This is a genomic window from Actibacterium naphthalenivorans (genome assembly GCF_014196965.1).
GTDB lineage: Bacteria > Pseudomonadota > Alphaproteobacteria > Rhodobacterales > Rhodobacteraceae > Actibacterium_A > Actibacterium_A naphthalenivorans.
Window position 1 is genome coordinate 25941 of the sequence record NZ_JACIEQ010000008.1, and the last position, 26175, is coordinate 52115.

General features: G+C 60.5%; 32 protein-coding genes and 1 pseudogene. 18 read left to right on the top strand and 15 right to left on the bottom strand.

Annotated elements, in window-relative coordinates:
- The first annotated feature begins 2 nt into the window (after positions 1 to 2).
- Complete coding sequence (locus GGR17_RS17385) at positions 3 to 515, top strand: disulfide bond formation protein B (protein WP_425445208.1); 513 nt, start codon at positions 3 to 5, stop codon at positions 513 to 515.
- Positions 516 to 557: 42 nt separating this feature from the next.
- A complete protein-coding gene (locus GGR17_RS17390) occupies positions 558 to 1223 on the top strand; it encodes a L,D-transpeptidase (protein WP_054540601.1) in 666 nt (221 codons plus the stop codon).
- 76 nt (positions 1224 to 1299) lie between these two features.
- Here the strand turns inward: GGR17_RS17390 and GGR17_RS17395 are convergent, their stop codons facing one another.
- Positions 1300 to 1911 carry a hypothetical protein gene (locus GGR17_RS17395; protein ID WP_054540624.1) on the bottom strand — a complete coding sequence of 204 codons (612 nt, stop codon included), beginning with the start codon at positions 1909 to 1911 and terminating at the stop codon, positions 1300 to 1302.
- A 343-nt stretch (positions 1912 to 2254) separates the two neighbouring features.
- Here GGR17_RS17395 and GGR17_RS17400 point away from each other — a divergent pair, with 343 nt between their 5' ends.
- The 5 genes from GGR17_RS17400 (at position 2255) to GGR17_RS17420 (ending at position 8226) form a co-directional block, all read left to right on the top strand.
- Positions 2255 to 2863, top strand: a complete 609-nt coding sequence (locus GGR17_RS17400; protein WP_235974531.1) for an EF-hand domain-containing protein — start codon at positions 2255 to 2257, stop codon at positions 2861 to 2863.
- Positions 2864 to 3003: 140 nt separating this feature from the next.
- The gene (locus tag GGR17_RS17405) at positions 3004 to 3390 is read left to right on the top strand and encodes a DUF302 domain-containing protein (protein WP_007803435.1); all 387 of its coding nucleotides are present in this window, start codon (positions 3004 to 3006) and stop codon (positions 3388 to 3390) included.
- A gap of 105 nt (positions 3391 to 3495) precedes the next feature.
- A complete protein-coding gene (gene lgt / locus GGR17_RS17410) occupies positions 3496 to 4416 on the top strand; it encodes a prolipoprotein diacylglyceryl transferase (RefSeq protein WP_007803438.1) in 921 nt (306 codons plus the stop codon).
- Between the two features lie 135 nt (positions 4417 to 4551).
- The gene (locus tag GGR17_RS17415; protein ID WP_222864283.1) at positions 4552 to 6840 is read left to right on the top strand and encodes a copper-transporting P-type ATPase; all 2289 of its coding nucleotides are present in this window, start codon (positions 4552 to 4554) and stop codon (positions 6838 to 6840) included.
- Positions 6841 to 6888: 48 nt separating this feature from the next.
- The gene (locus GGR17_RS17420; RefSeq protein ID WP_007803442.1) at positions 6889 to 8226 is read left to right on the top strand and encodes an APC family permease; all 1338 of its coding nucleotides are present in this window, start codon (positions 6889 to 6891) and stop codon (positions 8224 to 8226) included.
- Positions 8227 to 8233: 7 nt separating this feature from the next.
- Here GGR17_RS17420 and GGR17_RS17425 read toward each other — a convergent pair whose 3' ends face one another.
- Positions 8234 to 8878, bottom strand: coding sequence for a hypothetical protein (locus GGR17_RS17425; protein ID WP_054540602.1), 645 nt, complete (start codon positions 8876 to 8878; stop codon positions 8234 to 8236).
- A 109-nt stretch (positions 8879 to 8987) separates the two neighbouring features.
- Between GGR17_RS17425 and GGR17_RS17430 the strand changes: the two are divergent.
- The 3 genes and pseudogenes from GGR17_RS17430 to GGR17_RS17440 all read left to right on the top strand — a co-directional run.
- A pseudogene (locus GGR17_RS17430) lies at positions 8988 to 9107 on the top strand (IS5/IS1182 family transposase); the annotation flags it as partial.
- Positions 9095 to 9817 (top strand): cytochrome c biogenesis CcdA family protein, encoded by a 723-nt coding sequence (locus tag GGR17_RS17435; protein WP_007803446.1) that lies wholly within the window; start codon positions 9095 to 9097, stop codon positions 9815 to 9817. The pseudogene GGR17_RS17430 and the gene GGR17_RS17435, both read left to right, overlap by 13 nt.
- Before the next feature lie 193 nt (positions 9818 to 10010).
- Positions 10011 to 10676 carry a L,D-transpeptidase gene (locus GGR17_RS17440; protein ID WP_007803448.1) on the top strand — a complete coding sequence of 222 codons (666 nt, stop codon included), beginning with the start codon at positions 10011 to 10013 and terminating at the stop codon, positions 10674 to 10676.
- A 47-nt stretch (positions 10677 to 10723) separates the two neighbouring features.
- Here the strand turns inward: GGR17_RS17440 and GGR17_RS17445 are convergent, their stop codons facing one another.
- Positions 10724 to 11011, bottom strand: coding sequence for a hypothetical protein (locus GGR17_RS17445; protein ID WP_369817429.1), 288 nt, complete (start codon positions 11009 to 11011; stop codon positions 10724 to 10726).
- Positions 11012 to 11188: 177 nt separating this feature from the next.
- Between GGR17_RS17445 and GGR17_RS17450 the strand changes: the two genes are divergently transcribed.
- Positions 11189 to 13543 carry a heavy metal translocating P-type ATPase gene (locus tag GGR17_RS17450; RefSeq protein ID WP_207287124.1) on the top strand — a complete coding sequence of 785 codons (2355 nt, stop codon included), beginning with the start codon at positions 11189 to 11191 and terminating at the stop codon, positions 13541 to 13543.
- On the opposite strand, the gene GGR17_RS17455 is transcribed toward GGR17_RS17450, so the two are convergent.
- Positions 13537 to 13812 (bottom strand): hypothetical protein, encoded by a 276-nt coding sequence (locus GGR17_RS17455; protein WP_012187175.1) that lies wholly within the window; start codon positions 13810 to 13812, stop codon positions 13537 to 13539. The two genes, GGR17_RS17450 and GGR17_RS17455, sit on opposite strands and share 7 nt — an antisense overlap.
- 97 nt (positions 13813 to 13909) lie before the next feature.
- Between GGR17_RS17455 and mntR the strand changes: the two genes are divergently transcribed.
- Positions 13910 to 14368 carry a manganese-binding transcriptional regulator MntR gene (gene mntR / locus GGR17_RS17460; RefSeq protein ID WP_008327326.1) on the top strand — a complete coding sequence of 153 codons (459 nt, stop codon included), beginning with the start codon at positions 13910 to 13912 and terminating at the stop codon, positions 14366 to 14368.
- A 94-nt stretch (positions 14369 to 14462) separates the two neighbouring features.
- Here mntR and GGR17_RS17465 read toward each other — a convergent pair whose 3' ends face one another.
- Genes GGR17_RS17465 through GGR17_RS17515 form a run of 11 tightly spaced genes read right to left on the bottom strand, consistent with a single transcriptional unit; the run spans position 14463 to position 22082 of the window.
- A complete protein-coding gene (locus tag GGR17_RS17465; RefSeq protein ID WP_007803456.1) occupies positions 14463 to 14630 on the bottom strand; it encodes a hypothetical protein in 168 nt (55 codons plus the stop codon).
- On the bottom strand, positions 14630 to 16201 hold the full coding sequence (lnt, locus tag GGR17_RS17470; protein ID WP_009807490.1) for an apolipoprotein N-acyltransferase: 1572 nt from the start codon (positions 16199 to 16201) through the stop codon (positions 14630 to 14632). Before lnt ends, GGR17_RS17465 begins: the two co-directional genes overlap by 1 nt.
- The gene (lspA, locus tag GGR17_RS17475; RefSeq protein WP_007803461.1) at positions 16198 to 16671 is read right to left on the bottom strand and encodes a signal peptidase II; all 474 of its coding nucleotides are present in this window, start codon (positions 16669 to 16671) and stop codon (positions 16198 to 16200) included. Before lspA ends, lnt begins: the two co-directional genes overlap by 4 nt.
- Positions 16672 to 16675: 4 nt before the next feature.
- Positions 16676 to 17458: a ZIP family metal transporter gene (locus GGR17_RS17480; protein ID WP_054540603.1), complete on the bottom strand. Its 783-nt coding sequence runs from the start codon at positions 17456 to 17458 to the stop codon at positions 16676 to 16678.
- A 22-nt stretch (positions 17459 to 17480) separates the two neighbouring features.
- The gene (locus tag GGR17_RS17485; protein WP_007803465.1) at positions 17481 to 17939 is read right to left on the bottom strand and encodes a DUF411 domain-containing protein; all 459 of its coding nucleotides are present in this window, start codon (positions 17937 to 17939) and stop codon (positions 17481 to 17483) included.
- Positions 17940 to 17942: 3 nt separating this feature from the next.
- Positions 17943 to 19316, bottom strand: coding sequence for a M23 family metallopeptidase (locus GGR17_RS17490; protein WP_054540604.1), 1374 nt, complete (start codon positions 19314 to 19316; stop codon positions 17943 to 17945).
- Positions 19313 to 19939 carry an SCO family protein gene (locus tag GGR17_RS17495; RefSeq protein WP_007803468.1) on the bottom strand — a complete coding sequence of 209 codons (627 nt, stop codon included), beginning with the start codon at positions 19937 to 19939 and terminating at the stop codon, positions 19313 to 19315. Before GGR17_RS17495 ends, GGR17_RS17490 begins: the two co-directional genes overlap by 4 nt.
- Complete coding sequence (locus tag GGR17_RS17500; protein ID WP_008327335.1) at positions 19939 to 20409, bottom strand: copper chaperone PCu(A)C; 471 nt, start codon at positions 20407 to 20409, stop codon at positions 19939 to 19941. Before GGR17_RS17500 ends, GGR17_RS17495 begins: the two co-directional genes overlap by 1 nt.
- Positions 20410 to 20431: 22 nt before the next feature.
- Positions 20432 to 21091, bottom strand: coding sequence for a DsbA family protein (locus tag GGR17_RS17505; RefSeq protein ID WP_054540605.1), 660 nt, complete (start codon positions 21089 to 21091; stop codon positions 20432 to 20434).
- Complete coding sequence (locus GGR17_RS17510; RefSeq protein ID WP_007803474.1) at positions 21088 to 21510, bottom strand: disulfide bond formation protein B; 423 nt, start codon at positions 21508 to 21510, stop codon at positions 21088 to 21090. The genes GGR17_RS17505 and GGR17_RS17510 overlap by 4 nt, the downstream gene beginning before the upstream one ends.
- A gap of 5 nt (positions 21511 to 21515) precedes the next feature.
- Positions 21516 to 22082, bottom strand: a complete 567-nt coding sequence (locus GGR17_RS17515) for an SCO family protein (RefSeq protein ID WP_007803475.1) — start codon at positions 22080 to 22082, stop codon at positions 21516 to 21518.
- A gap of 213 nt (positions 22083 to 22295) precedes the next feature.
- Here GGR17_RS17515 and GGR17_RS17520 point away from each other — a divergent pair, with 213 nt between their 5' ends.
- The 6 genes from GGR17_RS17520 to GGR17_RS20645 form a co-directional block, all read left to right on the top strand.
- Complete coding sequence (locus tag GGR17_RS17520) at positions 22296 to 22724, top strand: MerR family transcriptional regulator (protein WP_007803476.1); 429 nt, start codon at positions 22296 to 22298, stop codon at positions 22722 to 22724.
- Between the two features lie 82 nt (positions 22725 to 22806).
- Positions 22807 to 23427, top strand: a complete 621-nt coding sequence (locus tag GGR17_RS17525; RefSeq protein ID WP_008327361.1) for a cation transporter — start codon at positions 22807 to 22809, stop codon at positions 23425 to 23427.
- 69 nt (positions 23428 to 23496) lie between these two features.
- Positions 23497 to 24060, top strand: a complete 564-nt coding sequence (locus GGR17_RS17530; RefSeq protein ID WP_007803479.1) for a transglutaminase-like domain-containing protein — start codon at positions 23497 to 23499, stop codon at positions 24058 to 24060.
- Positions 24050 to 25015, top strand: a complete 966-nt coding sequence (locus tag GGR17_RS17535) for a cation diffusion facilitator family transporter (protein WP_007803480.1) — start codon at positions 24050 to 24052, stop codon at positions 25013 to 25015. Before GGR17_RS17530 ends, GGR17_RS17535 begins: the two co-directional genes overlap by 11 nt.
- Entirely contained in the window at positions 24987 to 25298 is a 312-nt protein-coding gene (locus tag GGR17_RS17540) for a SpoIIAA family protein (RefSeq protein ID WP_007803481.1), read from the top strand. The genes GGR17_RS17535 and GGR17_RS17540 overlap by 29 nt, the downstream gene beginning before the upstream one ends.
- A 353-nt stretch (positions 25299 to 25651) precedes the next feature.
- On the top strand, positions 25652 to 26175 hold a 524-nt coding region (locus GGR17_RS20645), incomplete at its 3' end, for a hypothetical protein (protein ID WP_235974533.1).

Sequence of the window (26175 nt, forward strand, 5' to 3'; positions counted from 1 at the left end):
CATTGACCCTGACACCAAAATCTCTCGGCATGACTGCGGCGGCAGGATCAGCCGCCTTGCTGTTAGGGGCCTTCGTTTTCCAGGCTCTTGGCTACGCGCCGTGCGCAATGTGCATCTGGCAACGCTACCCACACGCAATCGCCATTGGAACGGGCGCTATGTTGCTCTTTGCTCTGCCGATTTTGCCAATCCTGATAATCGGTGCCCTGTCGGCACTCAGCACATCCGCGTTGGGAGTGTTTCATACCGGTGTCGAGCGCGGCTGGTGGGAGGGACCGACTTCTTGCACGGGATCCGGCCTCGATGTCTCCCAAATGTCGGTATCGGAATTGCTGCCCTCTGCCAGTTCAAATGCGTCCACTCTTGTTCTGTGCGATGAGGTTGTCTGGGAATTTCTGACGTTGTCCATGGCGAGTTGGAACGCGATCCTGAGCGGTGTCCTTGCTTGCCTCTGGTTGGTCGCGATCGCAAGACATCAAAAGGTTCGGTGGCATGGGGTCGCGGACGTTTCTTGAATCGTCCCGCATTCATCGTAAACAAACATAGGGCTTCGTTTCATGGTTACAAGACGACACTTTCTTGCACTCTCCGGTTCGCTGTTTTCAGCGTCTCTGAGTTCACCCGCGTTCGCAAAGACCTGGCCGACAACAGCCGAAAAAGCAGCTTGGGATGCGCAGGTCACGCCCGCCAACTATGACCCGGCAACAACCAACCCATGGGGGCTGCATCCCAGGCTGCTGCCGCAACGCGTGTTGGCGAATGAAGGTTTGCGCCCGGGTGACATTCACGTCGATGCGATCGCGCGCTATCTGTACCATATCGAGGAGGGTGGCACCGCGATGCGATACGGGGTGGCGATTGCCAAGGGCGATCTCTATGAACCCGGCACCTATACGATCCGCCGAAAGGTCGAATGGCCGCACTGGACGCCAACGCAGTCGATGATCGAACGCGATCCGGAGGCTTACGAGCGGTTTGCCGACGGTATGGAGCCCGGCCCCAACAATGCCTTGGGCAGCAGGGCTTTGTATCTATTCGTCGGAGATCGGGATACGTACCTTCGAATTCACGGAACGCCGAGCCCTCGCAGCATTGGCGGCCGGGCCAGTTCGGGATGCGTGCGCATGGTGATGGCCCACATCAATGATCTCTATCCGAATGTCGCTGTCGGATCGACGGCGTTTCTTTACTCGGCCGAAGACAGCGTTACCGCTCGAAGCTAACCTATTGCATCTTTGGCTCACACGCCGAGGACTGCGTCGTGCAGGGACATCTTCCAATGAATTGTTGGACGAACACTCACGGCTGTGTCGCAAGTGAACTTTCGAACTGTGCGATCGCTACGGATTTGTCGTCCTCATCGTTCTCGAACAGCTTTGTGGTTCGCACGCCCGGCAACTTGCCAAAATCCGCCATCAGGCGCTTTGGAAAAAATGTGCGTCCGATGGATTCAAATCCTGGTAATTGTCTGAGTACCGCGGAGGTACTGGCACTACAAAAACCGGAAGCGGCTGGGCCGCTGGCAATTGCAAGCCGCAAGGCCTGCTCCGCGACTTCGGGGGACACATCGATCTCTTGTATGACGACGTGGTAGGTCTCCCGTGCATGAGCCCGTGCGTAAAAATCGGCCACTTGTGGAGTAATGCCATAAAGCACATCTCCCCGTTCCGGTACCGCGCTCAGCCGGACCGTTCCTGCCGGATCGAAGATAACGCGCTGCGACCCATTGATCATGACGCTGCTATGCGCACCCGCCCCGGATCTGTTGCTGATCATGGTGTACAGCGTCAGCGCGGCCGGTCCGTCGTGACGGTAGGATGCACTACTGATGACTTCGGCTGAAGCATCAGGGCGCATGTCGTTTCCTGCACCGCACCCCGCCAAAATCACCACGGTTAGAACTGAGAAAATGCGATTGGAAAAGCGCACCTTGCAGCCTCCTGCCATGAGTTGAATGATTGAATTTTCGGGATATTCAGGGCCTCTAGCAATCTCGACATCAACTCTTCCGGATTTCACCTCTACCGAAACATGGGTTCGGTTTCGGTTGGTATACGGATCCTCGACACCTTTTTTTCTGGATATCGCATGTTTCAGATGAAGAGGAGCGTTCGCCCCGAATTGATTTGTCGCAATTTGTAACAGACCCCGCCTTTGTGACCTCGCGATACAAAACACCGGCTCGCGTGGCATTCCGCATCTGCAGGTGCCCCCCATATGCTGGGTATCGCAACACTGACACGAGGTGATCGAAATGAAACGCAACACTTTACTCGCTGCAATGACCCTGGCTGCAACCGCCCTTGGCGGTGCCGCATTCGCGGACGCCAACCACGGGCGTGGGGGACAATTTGGCGCCCAGAGCGGACCAGGCATGATGCAGAACGGTGGTCCCGGTATGATGGGGAACATGGGCGGAATGATGGACATGATGAAGCGCATGCACGGAAACATGATGGGCGCAGGCATGATGGGCGCAGGCATGGGCAGTGGTATGATGAGCCCAGGCATGGCTGGCGGCATGATGCAAATGTTCGACACTGATGGAGACGGCACAACGACGCCGGAAGAAATGCGCACGCAGCTGGAGGCCAAGCTTTCCGAGTTTGACAGCGACGGGGATGGAAACCTCTCGATTACTGAATTTGAAGCTCTCCACAGCGCGATGATCCGCGAAATGATGGTGGATCGCTTCCAACACCTCGATGCCGATGGCGACGGCGCGGTGACGCCGGAAGAGATGGCCGCTCCTGCCGATAGGATGGAGCGGATGCAGATGATGCGGTCGAATATGGCAGATGCGCCTGCGCGGCCTGGCAACGGTCAGGGCATGGGCAACGGCTCCATGATGCAGGACAACTGAGCCAATGGGTGCCGGTTTTTTTCCGGCACCCGTCCTCACAACCCCAAAACCATTCGCGGTCGGGACATTGAACCGAACCGCGACCTGAACCGTTTAGCCTCGGTATGCCAACAAATAGAGACACGGAAAGGAAAATTCCCATGGCCTATACCTATGATCGCGTCCTGAAAGACACCAAAATCGATGACGCAGAGATGCGTGTTCGGGATGCTTTGGCAGACAAGGGCTTCGGCGTTCTGACTGAGATTGACGTCAAAGCGACGATGAAAAAGAAACTTGATGCGGACATGCCGCCTTACCGCATCTTGGGGGCCTGTAATCCGGGCATGGCGCACAAAGCCATCGAGATCGAGCCTCGCATCGGTGCGATGCTTCCCTGCAATGTTATCCTGCGGCAACTGGACGGCGACACCGAGGTCAGCGCGGTCGATCCTGTCGCTTCGATGCAGGCGGTGCAGAACCAAGACCTGGACGCGGTCGCCGGCGAAGTCCGCGATCTCCTTCGGGACGCCCTCGACACCGCGTGATGGCGGGATGGGCGTTGGATGCCCTGTCGCAGATCGAGCGCCTTTAGCGGTGCTCGATCAATGCCATCTAATCCCCACGTAAATTCCTGATGAGGAACTCACCCAGTGCTGCCAGCGGGATTGCCATTTCCGGATATTGGAACCGACCTCTTCTCCTTCGACATCGGGGGGGTCACATTCGCACTCCGCTGGTACGCGCTAGCCTATATCTTCGGTATCCTGATTGGCTGGCGCATTTGTTCGAGTGCCATAAGCCGTCCCGCGCTCTGGACGTCAGCTGGACCGCCGCTTGACCGAACGCAGATCGAAGATCTTCTGACGTGGATCATCATCGGCGTGATTGCTGGTGGTCGCCTGGGCTTTGTACTGTTCTACCAGCCCGCATATTATCTCGCCAATCCCTTGGAAATTCTGATGGTCTGGCAAGGCGGCATGTCTTTCCACGGGGGGTTCGCGGGAGTTGTCATCGCGGCCTTGCTGTTCTGCCTTAGACAGAACGCGTCATTGCTCAGCACTGGCGACTTGCTGGCTTTGGCAACACCACCAGGCTTGTTTCTTGGAAGGCTGGCGAACTTCACCAACAATGAGTTGTGGGGGCGTCCAACGGACGTTCCCTGGGCGGTGATCTTTCCCGGCGAAGTCGCGCAGGCCTGCCCAGGGGTTAGCGGCCTCTGCGCCCGACACCCGTCCCAGCTGTACGAGGCGGTATTGGAGGGGCTCATTCTTGGAATACTGCTCATTTATCTCGCTTGGGGCCGGGGCTGGCTGAAAATGCCCGGTGCCTTGGCTGGCGTGTTTCTGACCGGCTATGGTCTTGCCCGAAGTTTCGTCGAGATGTTCCGGCAACCGGACCAACAATTTGTGACGGCGGACAACCCGATCGGCCATGCGCTTCATTTTGGTGAGTGGGGTTTGACCATGGGCCAGTTGCTCTCCATGCCAATGGCGCTGGTCGGGCTGGCGTTGATCGTGTTCGCCCGGCGGGAACGGGGCCGGACAGCGCCACCCCGCAGAGCCGCAATGTAATCGCCGTACTGATCTCTCTTGACCCTCCCGCGGATGGAAGCCCTAGGCAAGAGAAGCATTCTCGGAAAGGACCGCAAAATGAGCACTCCCGACAGTTCTGAAACCACAGCAGCTTCTTCGGTATTCGTTTGCCCCATGCACCCTGAGGTGCGGCAGGACGAGCCCGGCAATTGTCCGAAATGCGGGATGCACCTCGTGCCGGAATCGGAGCTCGAGGTCCATTCAGCACATGATCATCACGAACACCACGCGGGTGCCACGCCGGCCGATGGCCGATATGATCTGGTTCCTACAGGACATGATGGTCCCATTTTCACCTGCCCGATGCACCCTCAGGTGCGGCAGCCTGATCCGGGCGCGTGTCCGATCTGTGGTATGGGATTGGAACTGGAATCCGGTGTGCCGGGCGATGAAGGTCCAAATCCCGAACTGGTGGATTTCACACGGCGGTTCTGGGTCGGCACAGTCCTGACGATCCCGCTCCTTGTCCTCACGATGGGGCCATTCGTCGGTTTCCCCGCAGTCCGGACTTTTTTTGGCGAAAGCACCACACAATGGATCGAATTGATCCTGGCAACGCCAGTGGTCTTGTGGTGCGGCTGGCCGTTTCTGGAACGCGGATGGATTTCGTTCCGCACATTGAACCTCAACATGTTCTCCCTGATCGGCATGGGCGTTCTTGCCGCCTGGCTCTTCAGCGTCGTTGCCGTTCTCGCACCGGACATATTCCCTGATGGGTTCCGAGACTCCGAAGGCCATGTCGGCGTCTATTTCGAGGCGGCGGCGGTGATCGTGACGCTGGTGCTGCTCGGCCAGGTGATGGAACTACGCGCCCGCGAGGGGACCGGCAAGGCGATCCGCGCGCTTCTCGACATGGCGGCAAAGACCGCGCGGGTCATCCGGGACGACGGATCCGAGGAGGAAATCCCGCTGGAGGACGTGCAAGTCGGGGACCGGCTGCGCGTGCGGCCCGGTGACAAGGTGCCGGTCGATGGCGTGGTTCTGGACGGCCGGTCCTCGGTCGACGAAAGCATGATCTCCGGTGAACCCGTGCCGGTCGAGAAGACCGAGGGCGACCCGCTGACCGGCGCGACGATCAATGGCACCGGCAGTCTGGTGATGGAGGCGACGCGTGTCGGGTCCGACACGATGCTGGCTCAAATTGTCGAGATGGTGTCGAACGCGCAGCGCTCGCGCGCCCCGATCCAGAAATACGCCGACAAGGTGGCGGGATATTTCGTTCCGGCCGTCATCGGTATCGCGGTCCTGTCCTTCATCGCCTGGGCGATCTGGGGGCCCGCGCCTGCGCTTTCCTACGCATTGATTTCGGCGGTGGCGGTTCTGATCATCGCCTGTCCTTGTGCGCTTGGCCTGGCGACACCGATGTCGATCATGACAGCGACAGGACGGGGCGCTCAGGCAGGGGTGCTGATCAAGAACGCCGAGGCGCTGGAGCGGTTCGAGAAAGTCGATACCCTGATCGTCGACAAGACCGGCACGTTGACCGAAGGCAAGCCGCGGCTTGTCGACGTACTCCCGCAACCCGGCCACGACGAAGCCGAGGTCTTGCGTCTCGCCGCATCGCTTGAGCGCGGATCGGAGCACCCCTTGGCCGAAGCGATCGTCAGGGGTGCGGAGGAGCGAGATGTCAAAATGGACGAGGCACGGGACTTCGAGGCGGTCACTGGCAAGGGCGTCAAGGGGGTCGTTGACGGCAAAGCGGTCGCGCTCGGCAATTTGGCGATGATCCGCGAATTGGGGCTCGAGGCGGGCGCGTTGACCGCCAAGGCCAATGCCCGCCGCGACGAAGGCGAGACGGTCATGTTCGTTGTGCTGGATGGCGAGATCGCCGGTCTAGTTGCTGTCGCCGACCCAGTGAAGGAGACCACGCCAGAAGCCATCGAGGATCTGCATGAACTGGGGTTCCGCGTCATCATGGCGACCGGCGACAACGAACGCACGGCCAAGGCCATCGGCACGCGGCTCGGAATCGATGAGATCCGGGCCGACGTGCTGCCGGAGGACAAGGCGCGGATCATCCTTGAGTTGCAAGAGGCGGGCCACAAGGTCGCCATGGCCGGGGATGGCGTCAACGACGCCCCCGCGCTCGCGCAGGCCGATGTCGGCATCGCCATGGGCACCGGCGCCGATGTGGCCATCGAAAGCGCGGGCGTCACGCTGGTCAAGGGCAACCTTGATGGTATCGTGCGTGCGCGGCGGCTCGCCCGGGCCACGATGCGCAACATCCGCCAGAACCTGTTCTTCGCGCTGATCTACAACGCCTCCGGCGTGCCGGTCGCGGCGGGAGTTCTGTTTCCCTTCTTTGGCATCCTCATCAGTCCGATGTTTGCTGCCTTCGCCATGAGCGCGTCGTCAATCTCGGTGGTGCTCAATTCGCTGCGCCTTCGCGGCGTTCGTATCTAGAAGCGCGCAACAGCGTTCGGATGAACCAAAATTAAAAGGGGGCCATTTATGCAGAGCGAAAAAGAAACGTACCGCGAAAATTCCATCAGTCTGGGCGGAGCCGTTGCGATGGGGACAGGCGTGATGATCGGCGCTGGAATCTTTGCGTTGACGGGGCAAATCGCGCAGCTCGCCGGCCCGCTTTTCCCGCTTGCATTCATCGCCGGCGCGGTCGTCACAAGCTTCAGCGCCTACAGCTACATCAGGATGTCGAACAAATGGCCGTCCTCGGGTGGCATCGCCATGATCCTGCAGAAATGCTATGGCCCCGGAGCCATCGCGGGCGGGGCCGCACTGCTGATGGCGCTCAGCATGGTGATCGCGGAAAGCCTCGTCGCGCGAACCTTCGCCACCTATGTCCTGCGCCCTTTCGATATCGAAGGTGGCCCATTGGTCCCCGCTCTGGCTGTGGCCGTGATCGTTTTCGCCTTTTTGGTGAACATGGCCGGAAACCGCTCGGTCGGGCTGTTCTCGTTGATCATGGCCGCGATCAAGATCGGAGGCATAGCTCTGTTTGGCATCGCGGCCCTGTGGTCCAGTGGTTTTGCGTTCGCCGCGGCGTCCGAGACCTCACAATCCTACGGGCTCACGGGGTTCATCGCCTCTACGGCGCTGGCCATCCTTGCGTTCAAGGGATTCACCACGATCACCAACAGCGGAGCCGAGATCACTGAACCAAATCGCAATGTTGGCCGAGCGATCATGTTCTCTATCGGAATCTGCGTCGTCGTCTACCTGTTGGTCGCCTACGGGGTCGGTTCGAGTCTCACGATCGAGGAGATCATCTCAGCGCGTGACTATTCGCTGGCACAAGCGGCGCAGCCCGCCCTTGGACAAACCGGCTTCATACTCACGGTGATCCTGGCCGCTGTCGCAACGGCGTCCGGCGTTCTGGCCAGCGTCTTCGCGGTGTCGCGTATGCTGGCGATGCTGACCGACATGGAAATGATCCCGCACAGCCACTTCGGTATGCCAGGTCCCATCCAACGCCACACCCTGGTCTATACTGTCGTCATCGCCGCGACGTTGGCCGTGCTCTTTGATTTAGGCCGGATCGCATCCCTCGGTGCTTTCTTTTACCTCGTCATGGACATGATCATACATTGGGGCGTGTTCCGCTATCGTCGAGCAGACGTCGGCGCCTTCGGTATCGTGCTTTTGACTGCCCTGGCGCTCGATGCGATAGTACTGGCAGCTTTCACCGTGATGAAGCTTCAAAGCGACCCGATGATCGTTCTCTACGCCGCTGTCGGGATGATCGCTGTGTTCGCCTTCGAGCGCGTTTACTTGTCGCAATGGGTGGCACCGCAAGTCGCCCCCGCCCCCGCCCACGCCCACGGTGATTAGCCTGCCATCACCTGGCCTGAAGAGATGCGATGCCTTGTGCGCCGATCGTGATCAGCCCGACCGACAAGGCAAACGCAGCCAGGGCAAGCAGCATCACGCCCGTGTTCATGGGCAAGCGACGTACAACCGGTCCAAGAAATTCCGACCGCCCGAAAGCCGAGACGTAGAGCGGCAACGCGCTTATCATAGTCGCATAGAGGTAAACGCCGGAGATGTTCTCGAAAAACGCCGAACGCGCAAGAGTCGGGGATACAACCGCCAAAGCGGTTGAACGATTGCCGCCGAATGACCCGAACCAGTCGGCAGATAGAACGTATATCAGCACGTGGAGACCTGGAAAGAGAAGGGCTCTGAGCAAGACATCGACCAGCACGAAAAACGCCGTGTCTCTTGAGCCCGCCTTTGGTTGCTTTGTCATAGCGAAAAGGAAAAAACTGACATAGTTGACGGCAAAAACCACGGGCAAACCGTTGGTCGCAACCTGCCTTAGAAAGCGCATGAGTGCCGGTCCGCCGGCAGCAAGAGCCGGAGCAAAGCCCGGAGCCAGTAAGACGTAGAACAACAGGACCGGCAGTAATGCAGCGAAGCTGAACAGCAGGACATTTCTAACAAACTGAGCCGCGGGCATACTGATAGAGAAAAATCTATCCATTGAAATAGCCTGCCATGTGGGCACCACTAGGTCGATGATACGGGGCGTTGTTGCACAAGTCTGACGCCTCAGGATTCCCTTCGCGAACCCATGCTGTTAGCCGCATTCCATGAGCAACCCATCTCCCGCCCGCTATCGTACGACCAACTGGTCCAGCTACAACGCATCGCTGCGCAAGCGGGGGTCCCTGCTGATCTGGGTCGACGAAGACATCACTTGGCGCGCGCCCTCACCGCCGCCCTCCTAGCCGGCACGATATCATTTCTGTCCCCCTGCGTGCTACCTCTTGTGCCAGGTTATGTCTCCTACGTAACCGGGCGCACAGCCGCTGAGGGCGGGGTGGTCGGCGCTTCGCCGTCGCGCGCGGTCTGGCTAAGCCTGTGTTTTGTCCTCGGCTTCTCCACCATCTTCATGGGACTTGGCGCATCCGCGACTGCAATGGGTCAGGCCCTGCTTCGGTGGCGGTATGAACTCAACCTCGTTGGGGGCGGCATCATCATTTTCTTCGGGCTCTTCATGATAGGAGCCGCGCGTGTTTCGGTCATGGAACGCGACTTCCGATTCAATCTCAACATCCCCGGGGGCCAACCCGCTGCGTCCTATGTCCTCGGTCTTGCCTTCGGTTTCGGCTGGACTCCGTGCATCGGCCCGATCCTCGGCGCGATCCTGACAGCCAGTGCGGCGAGTGCCACGATGGGCGAAGGTATCATGCTGCTTGCCGTCTATTCCGCCGGCCTTGGAATACCGTTTCTGATCGTGGCCGGATTCACCGACCAGATCGCGGGACGGTTGCGGGCCATCGGCCGGGTTGGCCGCCGCCTCCACCAGCTTGCGGGCATAGTGATGATCTTGATGGGGCTGGCGATGATGACAGGGCAGTTGAGCGCGCTGTCATACTGGATGCTCGACGTATTTCCGGTTCTGGGACGGATCGGATAGCTCCATTAGTAGCAGCGTCTATTGATAACAGAAAATTTTCTTGAACCTCTAGTAGCTTTAGGAGTTAAGCCACCGACAAAGAACGGCACCATGGAGCAAGTTGCCAATAACGCCTCACTCCTTCCCGGGCGAACAACACTGCGTTCGGGGTAAGGTTCGGTTTGCCGTCCAATGCGTGAACGGAGCAATCTATATGCTGACAAGACGACATTTCATCCAGACGACCACCGCGCTGTTTTCGGCATCGATATCCAGCCCGCTCCTTGCAGACACGTGGCCTACCGATGCGCAGAAGGCAGCTTGGGACGCACAGGTTACACCTCCCGGCTACGACCCGGCCACGTCCAACCCTTGGGGCCTTCACCCTCGCTTCCTGCCACAGCGGGTCCTCGCGAAGGACGGACTTGTACCCGGTGATATCCATGTCGATGCTGTTGCGCGCTATCTCTACCACATCGAAGAAGGCGGCACGGCGATGCGCTATGGCGTGGCGATCGCGCGCGGTAAACTTTACGAACCGGGCACCTATACGATCAAGCGCAAGGTCAGGTGGCCGCATTGGCAGCCGACACAAAACATGATCGACCGCGACCCAGAGCTCTACGCCGATATCGCTGACGGTATGGAACCCGGACCTGAAAACGCGCTCGGATCGCGAGCCCTCTATCTCTTCGTCGGCGACCGAGACACCTATCTAAGGATTCACGGGACACCGTATCCAAGAAGCATTGGCGGCCGTGCGAGTTCCGGCTGCGTCCGAATGGTCATGGCACACATCAATGATCTCTATCCCAACGTCGAGATTGGCTCGACGGCATTCCTGTACTCGGCGGAAGACAGCGTCACCCCGAGAAGTTGACTGGCGCATCATGTGTTACGCGTGGGCTTGACGCATCTATGGGCTGATCAGGACTGGCGCGAAGTGCAGATGGGGTTGCCACCTGCCGAGCGTAGCGGAACCAAGGTGTTTTCCACCGGACCGCTGTGTTCATACCAATAACAGCCATCCTCGGGACGAAGCCGCGCCGTGGTGAGATCCTGACCAGGCGCAGCAAGGGCAATGACGGCCTCGGGAACACTTCCCACTTCGTTGCGAGCGCCGCCGTCGTCCAGCGTTGGCACCGCGCAGCCAGCAAGCACCAATGTCGCTGCGATAATCGGCGCGTTTCGTTTCTGCATGTCTACCTCACTCATTCTGATCGCTTCGTACCGGCAAGCGTTGCTCCAACCGCGTCGTTTCAAGGGGGCGGCTAGCTTCAAGCCTCCGCAGGGCGCCTTTCTTGCTGGACGAATATCCACTTGTTGCCCTTGAAGCTCTAGTTACTGTAGGGGCTATGTCAATGTGGAATCAATGAATCCTGAGGTCAATCCATGTCTTCCGACGGCAACCGCAACGATCACGGCCATCCGGGTGATCAAGAGCATTCTGACCCAAGAGGCAACTCCTGTTGCGACGCCAGCAAGGACGTCGCGTCCACGGCGCCAGCGCCGTCTGGCGGAAGGAGCTTTCAGGTCTCCGGGCTCGATTGCGCCGAAGAGGTGGCGATCCTGAACCGGGTTGTCGGGCCGAAAGTGGGCGGAACCGAACACCTGGCATTCGACGTGATCAACGGGCGAATGACCATCCTCGATAGCGCCGAGAGGATACCAGACGACGAAGTCACGCAGTTGGTCGCAACGACCGGCATGAGCGCCAAGCCATGGGATGCCGACAACGCAGCAGAGGACCAGGCGGCGCATCTGGCACGTCAGAAGCGCTTTACCTCGTTGAGCGGCGGCTTCTGGGCGGCGGGATTCCTTTTTCACATTGTCGAGACCGGCATGGGCGGCGCGCTCGGGCTCTTTGCGGGCCATGGCGAGGTGCCTATGCCTATGGTGGAAGCAGGGATCTTCGCCGTCGCGATTCTTTTTGGCGTCTGGCTTGTCGCGCCCAAGGCCTGGTCTTCGGCGCGGAGGCTTAGCCCCGACATGAACCTGCTCATGGTGGTGGCCGTCGCGGGCGCCATCGGCCTCGGCGAGTTTTTTGAGGCCGCGACGGTCGCCTTCTTCTTCTCGCTTTCGCTTTATCTTGAGAGCTGGAGCGTGGGGCGGGCGCGTAATGCGGTTTCCGCGCTCCTCGATCTGGCGCCGCCAACGGCGCGGGTTCTTTACGACGACGGATCTGAATCCGACGTTCCGGCCGCGGCCGTGGCAGTCAATGCAAGGTTTATCGTGCGCGGCGGCGACCGGATCCCCCTCGACGGTGAGGTCGTGGACGGGGCAGGGGCCGTCGATCAGGCCCCAATTACTGGGGAAAGCGCGCTAGTGCCCAAGGAACCAGGCGACGAGGTCTATGCCGGCACGATCAACGGCGAGGGCACACTGACGGTGCGGGCGACGAAGGCCGCCTCGGACACGGTGCTCGCGAAAATCATTCGCATGGTGGGCGATGCCCATGCCCGCCGCGCGCCGGTCGAACAGTGGGTGGCCAAGTTCGCGCGCATCTACACACCCATCGTGATGGCTTTGGCGATCGCCATCGCGCTGGTGCCGCCACTGCTGCTCGGCGGCGCCTGGGACTACTGGTTCTACAATGCTCTGGTCCTTCTGGTCATCGCATGTCCTTGCGCGCTGGTCATTTCTACGCCGGTCTCCATCGTGGCAGCGCTGACCGCGTCGGCACGGGCGGGGGTGCTCATCAAGGGCGGCGCCTATGTCGAGGCGCCGGGGCGGACCACGGCACTGGCGATGGACAAGACCGGGACGATCACCATGGGCGAGCCTGAGGTGGCGGCGGTTCACCCACTGGTCGGCGTTTCCGCACGCGATCTCATGGCGCTGGCAGCAAGCCTGGAGGCGCGGTCTTCACACCCGCTGGCACGCGCCATCCTCTCGCGCGCCGAAGCCGATGGTGTTTCCGTGTCTGCCGCAGAGGACACCCGTACCGTGCCCGGGCGCGGTCTGGAAGGACGCGCCGACGGGCGCGCTATCTGGCTCGGCTCGGATCGCTTCGCCGAAGAGAAGGGGTTCGGCAATGCCATTCCGGCGGATCTGCGGGATCGGATCGAAGGGGCAGGGAGCACCCTCGTTGCCGTGGGTGACGAGACCGGCGTGACCGGCGTACTGGAGCTTCGCGACCGCATCCGCCCAGATGCAAAGGGGATCGTTGCGCGTCTGCATGCGCAGGGTGTGAAGACCATCGTGATGTTGACGGGCGACAACGAACGCACCGCGCGCGCGGTGGCAGCCGAAGTCGGCATCGACGAGGTGCGCGCCGAACTTTTGCCAGAAGACAAGGTGACGGCCATTGAGGAACTCGTCGAAAGCCACGACATGGTGGCGATGATCGGCGACGGTGTGAATGACGCACCGGCCATGGCGCGGGCGCATTATGCCATCGCCATGGGCGCTGTCGGATCGGATGCCGCGATCGAGACGGCCGACATCGCGCTGATGACCGACGACATCGGCAAGGTACCCTGGCTTATCGGCCATTCGCGCCGTGCCATGACGATCATCCACCAGAATATCGGCATATCGCTGGCGACCAAGGCGCTGTTCGTCGGGCTGACCGCGTTCGGTATGGCCTCAATGTGGGGCGCCATTGCTGCGGATGTAGGCGTGTCTCTGCTGGTGGTCGCCAACGCACTTCGGCTCCTGAACGGCCATCAGGTTGAGGCCGGGCCTTCAGGCGGAGAACCGGTGGGCGAGCAGATGGCGAAAGGAGCACTGGCGCACGGTCATTGATCCGGCGGTTTCGGTAGCTCGATATCGCTTTTGCGGTCCAGCCACGCCAGCGCCCCGACAGAGAATTCCGAACCCCGGTAGGGTTCCGTCCAGGCGGTCTCGATGTCGTCCCAGGGCAGAGGCTCGAGATTTCCAAGAAAGAGCGTCAGACGGTAGGCCGCTGCCTCGGGAAGCCAAGGCGCCTCCTTGGCCGGCGTCGCGGCGACAGGTCCGGACAGGAGGAGCGCACTTGCGAGTGTGGCGAGCAGCACTCTCATAATATTTCGCATCACCACGGCCTCCAAAGTAAAAAGTTAGACATGGCTAACTTATCTACCCGAAGCAAACAAGTTGTCAATCCCGCTGTTTCGCTGCAAAGTCCCGAGTATGACAAAGCTACAATCACAAGGGCGTGAGCCATTCGAAGCGGTCGACCGGGCTCCCGAGGCGCAGGCCGATGGCTTTGCGACCGTGCGTCAGGCACATGAAAGCGAGATGGCGGAGGATTACGTCGAACTGATCGCGGAACTGATCGAGACGCGCGGGGAGGCCAGACCGGTCGAGATCGCCGAGCGGCTTGGCGTGAAGCCGCCGACCGTGACCAAGAACATCTCGCGGCTCAAGGCTGCTGGTCTGGTCCGGCGGGAGCCATACCGCGCGATATTCCTCACCGATGCCGGGCAGGACCTCGCGGAGATCTGTCGACGCCGCCACAGGGTCGTCGTCGCCTTTCTTCTGAGCCTGGGAATCGACGAAGAGACCGCGGAACGCGATGCGGAAGGGATCGAGCATCACGTCAGCGGGACGACATTGGAGGCGTTCGAGCGACGGCTCAATCAGAAATGAGCTCGCCTAGATGCACATTCGCGCGATTCTCTATCGGGACCTCGAGCTATCAGGTCTTCAAGCCGCTGACACGTTTGCGCAATTTCGAAGCTCGCTAGCCGAGAACCCGCGACAGCACGATGGTTGCAAACAGGGCGACAAGTCCGAAGGCGATCGCAGACGCTACCGCATATTGGAGGATATCCAGGTGATTCCCCCTCCTCCGTCGTGCCAGATAGCCACCCCAGATCGCGCCTCCGATAGCGCTCACGATCACAAGCATCAGGATACCTCCGTTCCAAAATGCCGCGCATCGGGATCTCGTCCGAGCAAACTGGCCAGCCAGCCGAAGACCCAGCACCCAAAAACAAGAACCAACAAGGTCCAGTCGCCGAACCGCGCATAGGGCGTTGGAGTACGCGCGCCCGGCAGGCCGGCATCAATGGTGCCTGTTTCCCCGGTATCAAGACGCGCGACGACATTTCCATTGGCGTCGATGATCGCGGATATCCCAGTGTTGGCCGCCCGGACCACGGGAAGTCCCTCCTCGACCGCGCGCATCCGCGCGGAGGCGAGGTGCTGCTCGGGTCCGATGCTGGTTCCGAACCAGGCATCATTTGTGGCGTTGAATATCCAGTCGGGGCGGAAAAGGTCATCGACCACGTGGCCCGGAAAGATGATCTCGTAACAGATCGCCACCGCGACCAGAGGCGCGCCAGGGATCGCCAGCGTGCGCGGCCCTGGTCCCGGCGTGAAATCGCCCAACCCTTCGGTCAGCCGCTCGATGGGCAGCCAGCCTTTCAGGGGCACATATTCCCCGAACGGAACAAGATGATGTTTTGCATACCCCGTCAGAACCTCGCCGCTGCCGTCATAGGCCTGAACCGTGTTGAAATATCTGGTTCCCCCATCGCCCTCCACTCGGTCAGGCGCACCTGTCAGTAGGATCCTGCCGTCTGGCAAAGCTGCAGATATCCGCGCGCGTGCCGCAGCATCTTCGTCCAGAAAGCCGGGGAAGGCCGTTTCCGGCCAAAGCAGCAAATCGAAACGTCCGGGTTGCGCGGACAAGCCCAGGTATTTTTCCAAGGTTCGCTGGCGGCTGCCCGGTACCCACTTCTCGACTTGTGGCACATTGCCTTGGACGATGCGCAAAGCAACGTCTGTCGGCGGCACGTCCTGCCCTGACCGAAGCGCACCGCCAACCCAGAAACCCGCCACAGCAACGGCGAAGAGCACGAGAACAGGCGCGCGTCTCTTTGGCGCCGCCACAGTCAACACACCTGGCAATATGCCGATGAAGACCGTGAGAAAGCCCAAACCGTAGCTTCCGACCCAGGCGGCGGGTTGGCGCAGGGCGGCATAGTCGACAAGGGCATAAGCGGCAAGGTTCCAGGGAAACCCTGTCAGGACATGACCCCGCAGCCATTCCGTGGCCACCCAGCAGGTTGCAAACAGCAGGCCCGCCGCAATGCCGCCGACAGCTCGGCGCTGCATGATGGCGGCAAAAAGCATCGCCGCCATGCCCGGGAAGATGGCAAGTCCGGCGGACAGACCCGCGACCGCCGGAATCGCCAGTGCGCCGAAACGTTCGGCATCGACGTAAAAGCTCTCGGCGATCCAGGAAATTCCAATCCCGAATTGGCCCAGTCCGAAAGCCCAACCGACAAGGAAAGCGCGCGAGGTTGAGATGTTCCGGAGAACGATAAAGAGCACGGAGAAGGCGACAGGGACCGCGATGAGCCAAGAAAACGGCGGAAGAGTCAAAACCGTCAATCCGCCGGCAGCAAGGGCAAGACCCATGCGCTGGAACAGGTTCAGGTCCTCACTAACGAACTGCGGCAATCCCGGCTTCATGAATCGGTCTGAAGTCGAGCGCCAACCCACGGCGCAATGAGCAGCAGCATCACGCCGCCAACCACAAAAACATCGGCCATGTTGAAGGCAGGCCAGTGCGCCGTCCCGATGTAGAAATCGAGGAAATCCGTCACCGCACGATAGCGCAGGCGGTCCAGAATATTGCCGAGTGCACCGCCGATGATCGCACCATAGGCAATGGCCTCGACCCGGCTGCTGGTACGGACCAGCATGAACGCCAGCCAGACGCAGATGCCAAGCGCCAGTAAGACAAGGCTCCACCACGGCGCGCCGCCGAGAAGCCCGAAGGTCACTCCGTCATTGCGCAGGTAGATGAGATTGAAGCCGGGAAAGACCGATACGCCGGAACTAAGAACAGTCGCATTGGACACAACGATTGCCTTCGTTGCCTGATCGACAAGAAAGGCGATCAGCGCAGCAAGCAGACCGACGAAGAGGCAAGTTCTCATCAGCTTATCCCAGCCAGACGTCGAGGAACAACATGATCACAAGACCAACGGCGAGGCCGAGCGTCGCCCTGTTCTGATGGCCGGATCGGTGGGTTTCCGGAATGATCTCGTGGCTGATGACGTAGAGCATCGCACCTGCTGCGAAGGCGAGACCCCAGGGCAGCAGCGGTTGCGAAAGACTGATAATCCCTGCGCCGAGAAGTCCACCGACGGGCTCGACGAGACCGGTCAGAGCGGCGATGCCCCAGGCGCGAAGCCTGGAATAGCCCTCGCCGAGCAACGAAACCGCCACCGCCAGACCTTCGGGGGCATTCTGTAATCCAATACCGATCGCAAGTGGCAACCCGCCCGACAAACCGTCAGCCCCGAACCCGACGCCGACGGCAAGCCCTTCGGGAAAATTGTGGATAGTGATCGCGATGATGAAAAGCCAGACGCGCCGCAGCGATGCGGCGTCGGGACCTTCCCGCCCCGTCTTGAAATGTTCATGCGGTAGCCGTTCGTTCATCAGAGCGACCGCGCCCATGCCAAGCAGGATCGCAACACATACGATGGCCGCCGGGAGAGCACCGTTGTCGAACTGTCCTTCAGCTGCGTCGAGAGCCGGGATGATCAGCGAGAAGAACGAAGCCGCGAGCATGACACCCGCCGCGAAGCCAAGCAGCAGATCGCGCGTGGCCCGGGACGGGATGCGCCCAAAAAGAACGGGGACCGCCCCGACCGCGGTCAGCGATCCGGCGGCCAGGCTTCCAAGAAAGCCAAGCGCTATGGGGGAGAGGGGTTCCAATTGTTAAGGTTCTGCCGCGAGTTCAGTCAGGAGCCGAGTAGCTGGTGTAGACCTCGGTCGATCCGTCTTCGTGGATCAGGAAGACATCGTAAGCCTCCCGGTCGTCCTCCGGTCCCATGCCGGGCGACCCGTAGGGCATTCCCGGCACCGCCAGGCCTACCGCGTCTGGCCGGTCCTCCAGCAGGCGTTGGATGTCAGCCGCCGGCACGTGGCCCTCGATCACATAGCCGTCGACCAAAGCCGTATGGCAGGAGACCATGCGCTGCGGCACGCCATTGTCGAGTTTGAAGCGCACAAGAGATCCTCCGAACATGTCCTCGCCCATCGGCGCGAAGCCATTCTCCTCGAGGTGCTTCATCCAGGACAGGCAACAGCCGCAGCCGTTTGTCTTCCGGACGTCGATCTGAATCGCCTCTGCGACGGCCTGCGCCGCAGGAAGCAAGGCAAATGCGATGGCAAGGGCGGGAGTAAATCGTTTCATGGATCAAAGCCTTTCGGTTGTCGTCTGTGCAAATTCGCTGGCGAGCCTCTCAGCAAGAAGTGAACGCGCCTCACGCAGTCGCTCAAGCGCGGCCGTGTCGTCCGCTTCACGCTCGGCCGCCTCTGCCAATCGGTCGTCAGAGAGAGGGTCGGTTGGGCGACCGTCCACCAGCACTTCGTAATGTAGGTTGGGGCCTGTCGCGGTACCCGTCGCACCGACCCGCCCGATCATATCTCCGGCCATCACGCGTTGCCCTTGTGTGAGCCCGTCCGGTACGGCGCTCAGATGCGCATAGCGCGTCAGGGTGTCGGAGCCATGAGCGATCTCGACGACCCGGCCATACCCACCGCGTCGGCCGATGAAGCTAACGCGGCCCGGCGCCGTCGCCTGTACCGGCGTGCCGCGCGCCGCCGCGAAGTCGACTCCTGTGTGCATCCGTACATTGCCGTAGACCGGATGGGTGCGGCGCCCGAACACAGAACTCAGCCGTGCACCTTCGACCGGTTGCGCAAACACGCGCAGGACTTCTCCGTCGACATAGATCGTCGCTTGGCCGCTGCCGTCGTTCGGCCAGACGATTTCATAGACCGAGCCATCGATATCCAGTGCGGCAAAGGCAAGCTCGGACTGACCAATCCTCTTGTTCCCGTCTCGGGCCTCGCGCCAAAGGAGGCGCATCGTCTCGCCACCCGCAAGATCACGACGGAAATCCACGGTGCCGCCCAGCATCTGCGCCAGGTCCACCGCAAAACGGGCGGGGATGTCTGCCGTGTTCAGGGCGGCGAAAATCGAGCTCTCGATCACCGCCTCGCCGGCGAAAGTCACCAATTCGGGATCCGGGTCCAACACGCGGGCGGCAAGCTGTTCGCCGAAGACCGCCTCTATCCGGACACCGTCTTCGACGGCGAGCTCTACACGACGCGGGTTGTCGTCCGTTGTGGAAACCACCGTAATGATGTGACCCGGACGCAGACGGCGCAGATCGTATTCCGTGCCAATCGCCAAGGCGATTTCGGCGCGATCCGAAGCATCCAGCCCCGCATCGGAAAGGACCGCATCAAGCGTCTCGCCGGACGCAATCTCCCGCGACCAGGTGACCAGCGGGGGCTCGATAGATGGCAAGGAGGTATCAGCGGGGGAAACGGTCAGGAGCGGCCGGGGTCTGAACTCGAATGCGATATCCGCCTGGGCGAGTGTAGGGCGGACCGAATTGGTTTCGGTAATCCGAGGCGGCGCAAGCGGATTGGGAGTCCAGAGGGTCGCTTCAGCAATCGCAGGGGGCACCGGTTCTTTGGACAGAACGCCAGAGATGGCGATGGCGGTCACCGAAAATGCGCCTGCGACCGCAACGGCCGCCAAGACAGTTCTTATCTTCATGTTGCCCCCTCTACGTCTTCTGTCAGTGCGCGCTGGATCTTCGGCACCGCGAATTCTCTTTGCTCGTGATAGTCGATCATGGTGACGAGCTCACCCTCGGCATCGAACAGGAATACGCTTGCCGTATGGTTCATCGTATAGCCGCCGCCCTCAGTCGGGACGCGCTCAAATGAGGCACGAAACCCTTCTGCAGCGCGGGCAATTTGGTCTTCCGGCCCCGTCCAGCCACGAATGACCGGATGAAAATAGCCGACATATTCGGCCATGGCCTCGACCGTGTCCCGCTCCGGGTCGACCGTGATGAAGACCACGTTCATCTCTGATGCTTCGTCGCCCAGTTCCTCAAGCCAGCCGGAAATATCCGATAGGGTCGTCGGGCAGACGTCCGGGCAGTAGGTGAACCCGAAAAACACCATTGTGGGACGACCGATCAGGTTGCCAGGCCCTACCTCATTTTCCTCGTGGTCGGTCAGCCGGAACTCCATCGCCGATAGGGGCAGGGGCCGCTGCCCTTTTGGTTCAGGCGCACCGGGCCCGTCCACCCGCCACCAGCCCACGAAGAGCGTCAGGCCAAGAACGCCGGCACCGGCTGCGCCGTATAGAAGGAGCTGCCGACGTTGCATCAGCCCTCCGGTCCACGCGCGGCGATTCCGAGGATTGGGACCTCGACCGTCACCTTGCCGCCATCCGAGAAGGTCAGTGTCAGCGGGAAATTCTCGCCTTCGGTCATCGGCTCTTGCAGCTTCATGAGCATGGCGTGCAACCCGCCCGGCTCCAATGCCACGCTTTGGCCGGGCTCAATCGTGATCTCGCCTGCAGGCGCCATGGAACTGACGCCATCGGAGTTGGTTTTCGACTCATGGATCTCGGGCATCATTGCCAGCGGTGTCGCAAGTCCGGTCAGCGTAACGGCGTCTTCACCCGTGTTGCGCACGGTCATATAGGCGGCACCTGGCCTGTTGACGCCGATCGAGGCGCGGGACCACGCATTCTCGACCACGACATCCTCCGAACCGGCCAGTGCGGGGGCCGACAGCCCTGCAACCGTCAAAAGCACGGCCAATGCATTGGTATATCTCAACTTCTTCACCACTCGTTTCTCCTGCCTCCGCAAATCAGCTTTGGCTTGCCGCAACTTCCACTGCCACCAGCCTCCGCAATTCGGCCTCACCGAACGGATCGAGAGGCTTGCCGTTCACGAAGAACGTGGGCGTTTGGCGGACCCCGACTGTCTCGACATCGGCGCGGTCCTGGTTGAGCACCGCCACAACACCGGGGGCCAGCATCTGTGTCCGGGCAGCTTCGACATCCAGACCTCCGCTTGCTGCAATCTCAAGGATCAATCCGGGTGCCGGGGTCCCGTGAGACGCCCATCTGGGCTGCTCTCGCAAGACTGCCTCGAGCACAGGTTCAAACACGTCCTGCATGCGCGCCGCCTCGAGCACACGGATCGCTTCTACCGACGCCTCGCCGTGAAAAGGCGTATAGCGGATTACAACGCGCACCGCGTCTCCGTGCTCCGCCATGATATCCTCGACGACCGGATAGAAAGCGCGGCATGCCTCGCAGGCCGGGTCGAAGAATTCAACGATGGTTACGGGCGCATCCTCGGGCCCGAGGATCGGGGAATAGGGTCGGATCAGCGCGTCGGCCATTTCAGGGTCGATGGGATCGGACGCGGCAATCGGGTCGGGGCGGGTGGCATACCAGGCGGCACCGCCGAAACCGGCGACCCCGAGCGCGAGAACGGACAGGATGAGGCCGCGTCGTTTCATTTTTGTGTTTCCTTCAGTGAGAGAGCCGACAGCAGACCGATCATCGCGAAGGCGACGAGCGCCATCAAAGGAATCGGAATGCCGAAGACCAGTTGATTGTCGTCGGTACAGGATGGGCCGGTCGCCGTGCAGGGCTGGATACGCTCGGGGATAACGCCGACATAGAGGCCCAAGTGCCAAAGCGCGACGGCGGCACCGCCCAAAGCCAGCGCGATCCCGTAGCGACCCACGCGCCGATCCTGCCACCACAGCCCAAGCCCGAGGATGATGGCCAAGGGGAACATGAAGGCACGCTGGAACCAGCAGAGCACGCAAGGTGTCTGCCCCAGAACCTCGCCGATGAAGAGCACGGCAAGCGACGCGGTGAGCGCGATGATCCAGGCCAGGCCAAGGGCCGTCTCTCCGGAAAGTCGGGTCATGACGATCAGATCCTCTGTCTCAGATCGGCGAGGATCTCTTCGGCGGGCGTGCCGTAGGGCCAGGAGTCCGCGAAGCCTGCTTGCGTGTCGAAAAGGAAAAGATGCGACGTGTGACCCATCGTGTATCCGCCCGGCGCAGTCGCCTGCTCGATCCGCTCAAAGAATATCGGAAAGGTTTCGGATGTCGCGGCGATCTGCTCCGGTGTACCGGTCAGCCCGATGATCCCTGCGTCGAACAGGGGCACATACTCGGCAAGTGCAGTCGGCGTATCCCGCTCCGGATCAATCGTTATGAAAATCGGCTGAACCATTGCTGCCTCATCGCCCAGGCCCTCCATCACGGCCGCGACTTCGGACAGTGTTGTCGGACAGACGTCGGGGCAATTGGTGAAGCCAAAGAAGACCAGCATCCAGCGCCCTGCGAAATCTTCGTCCGTTTGGACCATGCCGCGATGATCGGTCAGTTCGAAATCAGCAAGAAACGGTGGTTCACTCTCGGTGCGGGCAAGATCGGCACGGTAGTCGGACCATAGCAACAGCCAGATGAAAACGAACGCCGCCGCGCCCGCCAACACCCACAATACCTTCTGAAGACCTGAAAGCCTCACGCCGCTCCGCCCGAACCTGATTCTATATTTTGTGTGCGTTTACATCCTCTAGCTACTGTAGGTTCAAGCGTGATTGTCATCGATCGGCCAACAATCACCGATCTGTGAAACTCGGGTGAAGCTTGTGATGCGCACCGCATAAAGCTACACCCACTGTAGGTAATGTGGGGAGCGGAAATGCTGACGATTGGGACGCTGGCGAAGAAGACCGGAACAAAGGTGCAGACCATCCGGTATTACGAGCAGATCGGACTTATGCCTGAGCCCGGCAGGACCGAGGGGGGCCAACGACGCTATGGCGACGCCGAACTCGACCGCTTGTCATTCGTCCGGCACGCACGGCAACTGGGGTTCTCGTTGGACGCGATCCGTGAGCTCCTCGATCTCAGCGATCATCCGGGAAAGTCCTGCGCTGAGGCGGATGCAATAGCCCGTCGGCAACTCAAACAGGTCGAGCAACGATTGGCGCGGCTCGAGGCGCTGCGGACGGAATTGAAGCGGATGGTGCATGAGTGCAGCGGCGGACAGACTTCTGATTGCCGTGTGCTCGAGGTACTGCGCGACCATTCCGAATGCCTGACCGACCATGAAGAGATCGGCGCCTGAGCAATTTCGACGACCTTTGATCGGAACGCAAAAAGCCCGGTGTTAGTTACTCATTGGCAATTCACTAATTTGGATACCCGGCATGGCGGAGCAGAGAAACGCAACGGAAAGACGCACACTCTGGATCGTGCTGGGTCTCAACATCGGGCTGGCAGTCGCTTTCTTCGCCTCGGGCGCATTCGGCGAGTCAAGCGCGCTTATCGCCAATGGCCTCGACAATCTGTCGGACAGTTTCGTCTACGCGATCAGCCTCTTCGCGCTGTCCCGCTCCGCCAAGTGGAAGCGCGGAGCGGCGAACGTTTCGGGCGGCCTGCTGATCCTCTTCGCCCTTGGAATCCTGTATGACGCGTGGCGCCGCTACGTCGGCGGATCGGATCCTCTTGGCACGATCATGATTGTCATGGCGCTGGTAGCGGCGGCCATCAACGCACTTTGCGTCTGGCTGCTGGCACGGCTTCGCGATCCAGACGTAAACATCCGAGCGGCGAATACGTTCAGCTGGAACGACTTCGCGGCCAATCTCGGAATCGTCGTCGCAGGCGGGCTCGTAGCCTGGCTCGGAACGAATTGGCCGGACCTTGTCGTGGGCGTGATTGTCGCCGGCATCGCGGCCTGGGGTGGCGTCGGAATCCTGAGAGACGCGCATGGTGAACACCACAAGGCGGTGCACAATGACGATCAGGTAACCAAGGACTCGGCCTGAAATCGGGGCTTGAAGCTACAGTGACTGTAGCAACTACATATTCTCGTGAACGATTCGAGGAGGTATCCCGTGAACCCCGCCGACCCTCATTTGGCCAAAACCCGGCTGCTGGATTTTGACGCGACCTCAATTGCAAAACTGATCGAGGAGCGCGGCTGGGCAGACCTTCCCAGCGACGACCGAATTGGGGCCATCTACGATTTCGTCAGGAACGAGATTACCTTCGGCTACAACCGCGCCGACGACATTCCGGCGTCCGAGGTCCTCGCAGATGGCCACGGGCAGTGCAACACCAAGGGCACGCTCCTCATGGCCCTGCTGCGTGGCGTGGGAGTTCGCTGCCGACTGCACGGGTTCACAATCCACAAGGCGCTTCAGAGAGGCGTCGTTCCGGAACTCGTCTATCCCCTCGCGCCGTCCGAAATCCTCCACTCCTGGGTAGAGGTGGACTTGGGCGACGGATGGGTCAATCACCGCCAGAACTTCGGATTTGTGCGCGACTTGCTCTATCGCCACGTCATCCGTCACTGGATGAATGCCAGGGTTCGCCGCATCCGCCGCGGAATCTTGCCGCCGGTCCCCGGATTCGATCGGCCGAACCACCGCCATGAGGAGACGAACCGTGCCGCATGATCACGGCCACGCCCACATCGATCCTCAATCCGGTGATCGTCGCGTCTCCATCGCCATCTGGGCCAACGGCCTCCTGACGGTCGCGCAGATCGTCGGCGGGATCCTTTCCGGCAGCCTCGCGCTGATCGCGGATGCCCTCCACAATTTCTCGGACATGGCGTCGCTGGTGATCGCCTTCTTCGCGCGTAAGATCGCTCGCCGCCCGGCGGACAAGCGCATGACCTTCGGCTATGGGCGGGTAGAAATCGTCGCAGCGCTCATCAACTACACGACACTTATCCTGATCGGCTTCTACCTGATCTACGAGGGTGGCATGCGCATGATCGACCCACCAGAGGTACAGGGCTGGACGGTGGTGATCCTGGGCGGTGTGGCACTGGTCGTCGACACGTTGACGGCGCTGCTCACCTATTCGATGCAGAAAGGCAGCGTGAACATCCGTGCGCTCTTCCTGCACAACCTATCGGACGCTTTGGCCTCCGTGGCGGTCATCATCGGCGGCTCGCTCATCCTCCTCTACAACATGCGGTGGGTCGACCCGGCGATCACCATCGGCATCGCTCTCTACATCCTCTACCTCGCATTTACCGAGATCGGCGGTCCGATTCGGACGCTGATGCTCGGCAGTCCACCGGACATCGATAATGAAACCGTCGTTCAGGCGATGCGGGGTGTGGATGGTGTCGCGGACGTTCATCACGTGCATCTGTGGCAGATGCAGGAGCACGAGGCGGCTCTGGACTGCCACGTCGTGCTGACAGCGGACGGCTGGGGTCAAATCGAAAAGATCAAGGCCGCGATCAAGGACCGGCTGAAGGACGATTTCAGCATCGGTCATTCGAGTCTGGAATTTGAGCACGAAGACCGCGCACACGAAAACGCTGACCTTTACGGTCACGGCAAACCGGAAAAAGAGGAGGAAAACCATGTTCACCGAGACACTGACAGCTCATGACGACACGATTGGCCTCGCCTGCGAGGGCAAGCTCAGCGAAAGCGACCTGAAACGGATGCACGCCCTGCTTCATGAGCGCCTGCAAGAGACAAGTAAGCCCGGCCTGGTTCTCGATCTCACGAGGTTCGAAGGCTACGATGGGCCGTCCGCTCTGCTCGAAGATCTGAAAATCGACACAGCCCATAGGAATGACTTCCGCCGCGTCGCTGTGGTGGGCGAAGGGGCTTTGTTGGAGTGGGGAACCAGGTTCGCCGACGTGCTGACCACGGCAGAACTCCGTTAGTTCGACCCGGCGGAAATGAAGGCGGCAATCGCCTGGGCAAGTGAAAGGTAGAGTAGCTTTCAATCAGATGCCTTCGCAGAAGACAGCATCTGTTCGAAACCATAAACAAAAGAACTACAGCAGTTGCGAGACCCAAGAGCAATCCGAAAGTTCTGAACATGGTCGCTCCTTTCGCAAAGGAGTAACTTTGGTACGGTGGCACTGCCCTTGCCGGGGCATTATCAAATCGTAATGTTTTAGCGGCTCAGGGCGCCAGTTGGTTAACATAAACTTCATTATGCGAATTTATACTTAGCGTTGCGATAGTATATTATTGTATGTATGCTGAACTCCTATCACGGAGGCTCCACAGCATGCGCCATTTACTCAAGAAGCTCCTCCCCTCGGTCGCAGTCGCTTTGACCGTGACAGGTTCTTCGCTGCCAATACCCGCCCGCGCGCAGACATACCCGATCGATTGCGCGATCCTCTTGTGCCTGTCTGGCGGCTGGCCTGCTTCCGTCCCTTGCGCCCGAGCCCGCGCCGAATTTATCCGGCGGATTACACCTTGGCCGGTCGAACCACCGCTGCAAATCTGGCGCTGTCCCATGGGCGCCTCCTACGAGAACGATCGGTTACAAAACAACGCTGGCGGCATCTTTGAAGCCTTGTACCGAACCGACAGCCGTCGACCGCTTCAATCCTTGCCAGTAGATAATCTCGTTCCCACCGACCTCGCCCTGCGGCTCGTTCAGGACCGCGCGGACATCGATATCAGCGGGCCAGAGTTCAATTTCGTGCGGTCCATCCGCGTCTTCGATGTACGGTATGCACGACAGCACGAATCCGGGCGAGATGGCGACTGCAACCGCAGCGCAGTCGTTGTCCTCGGCACCTA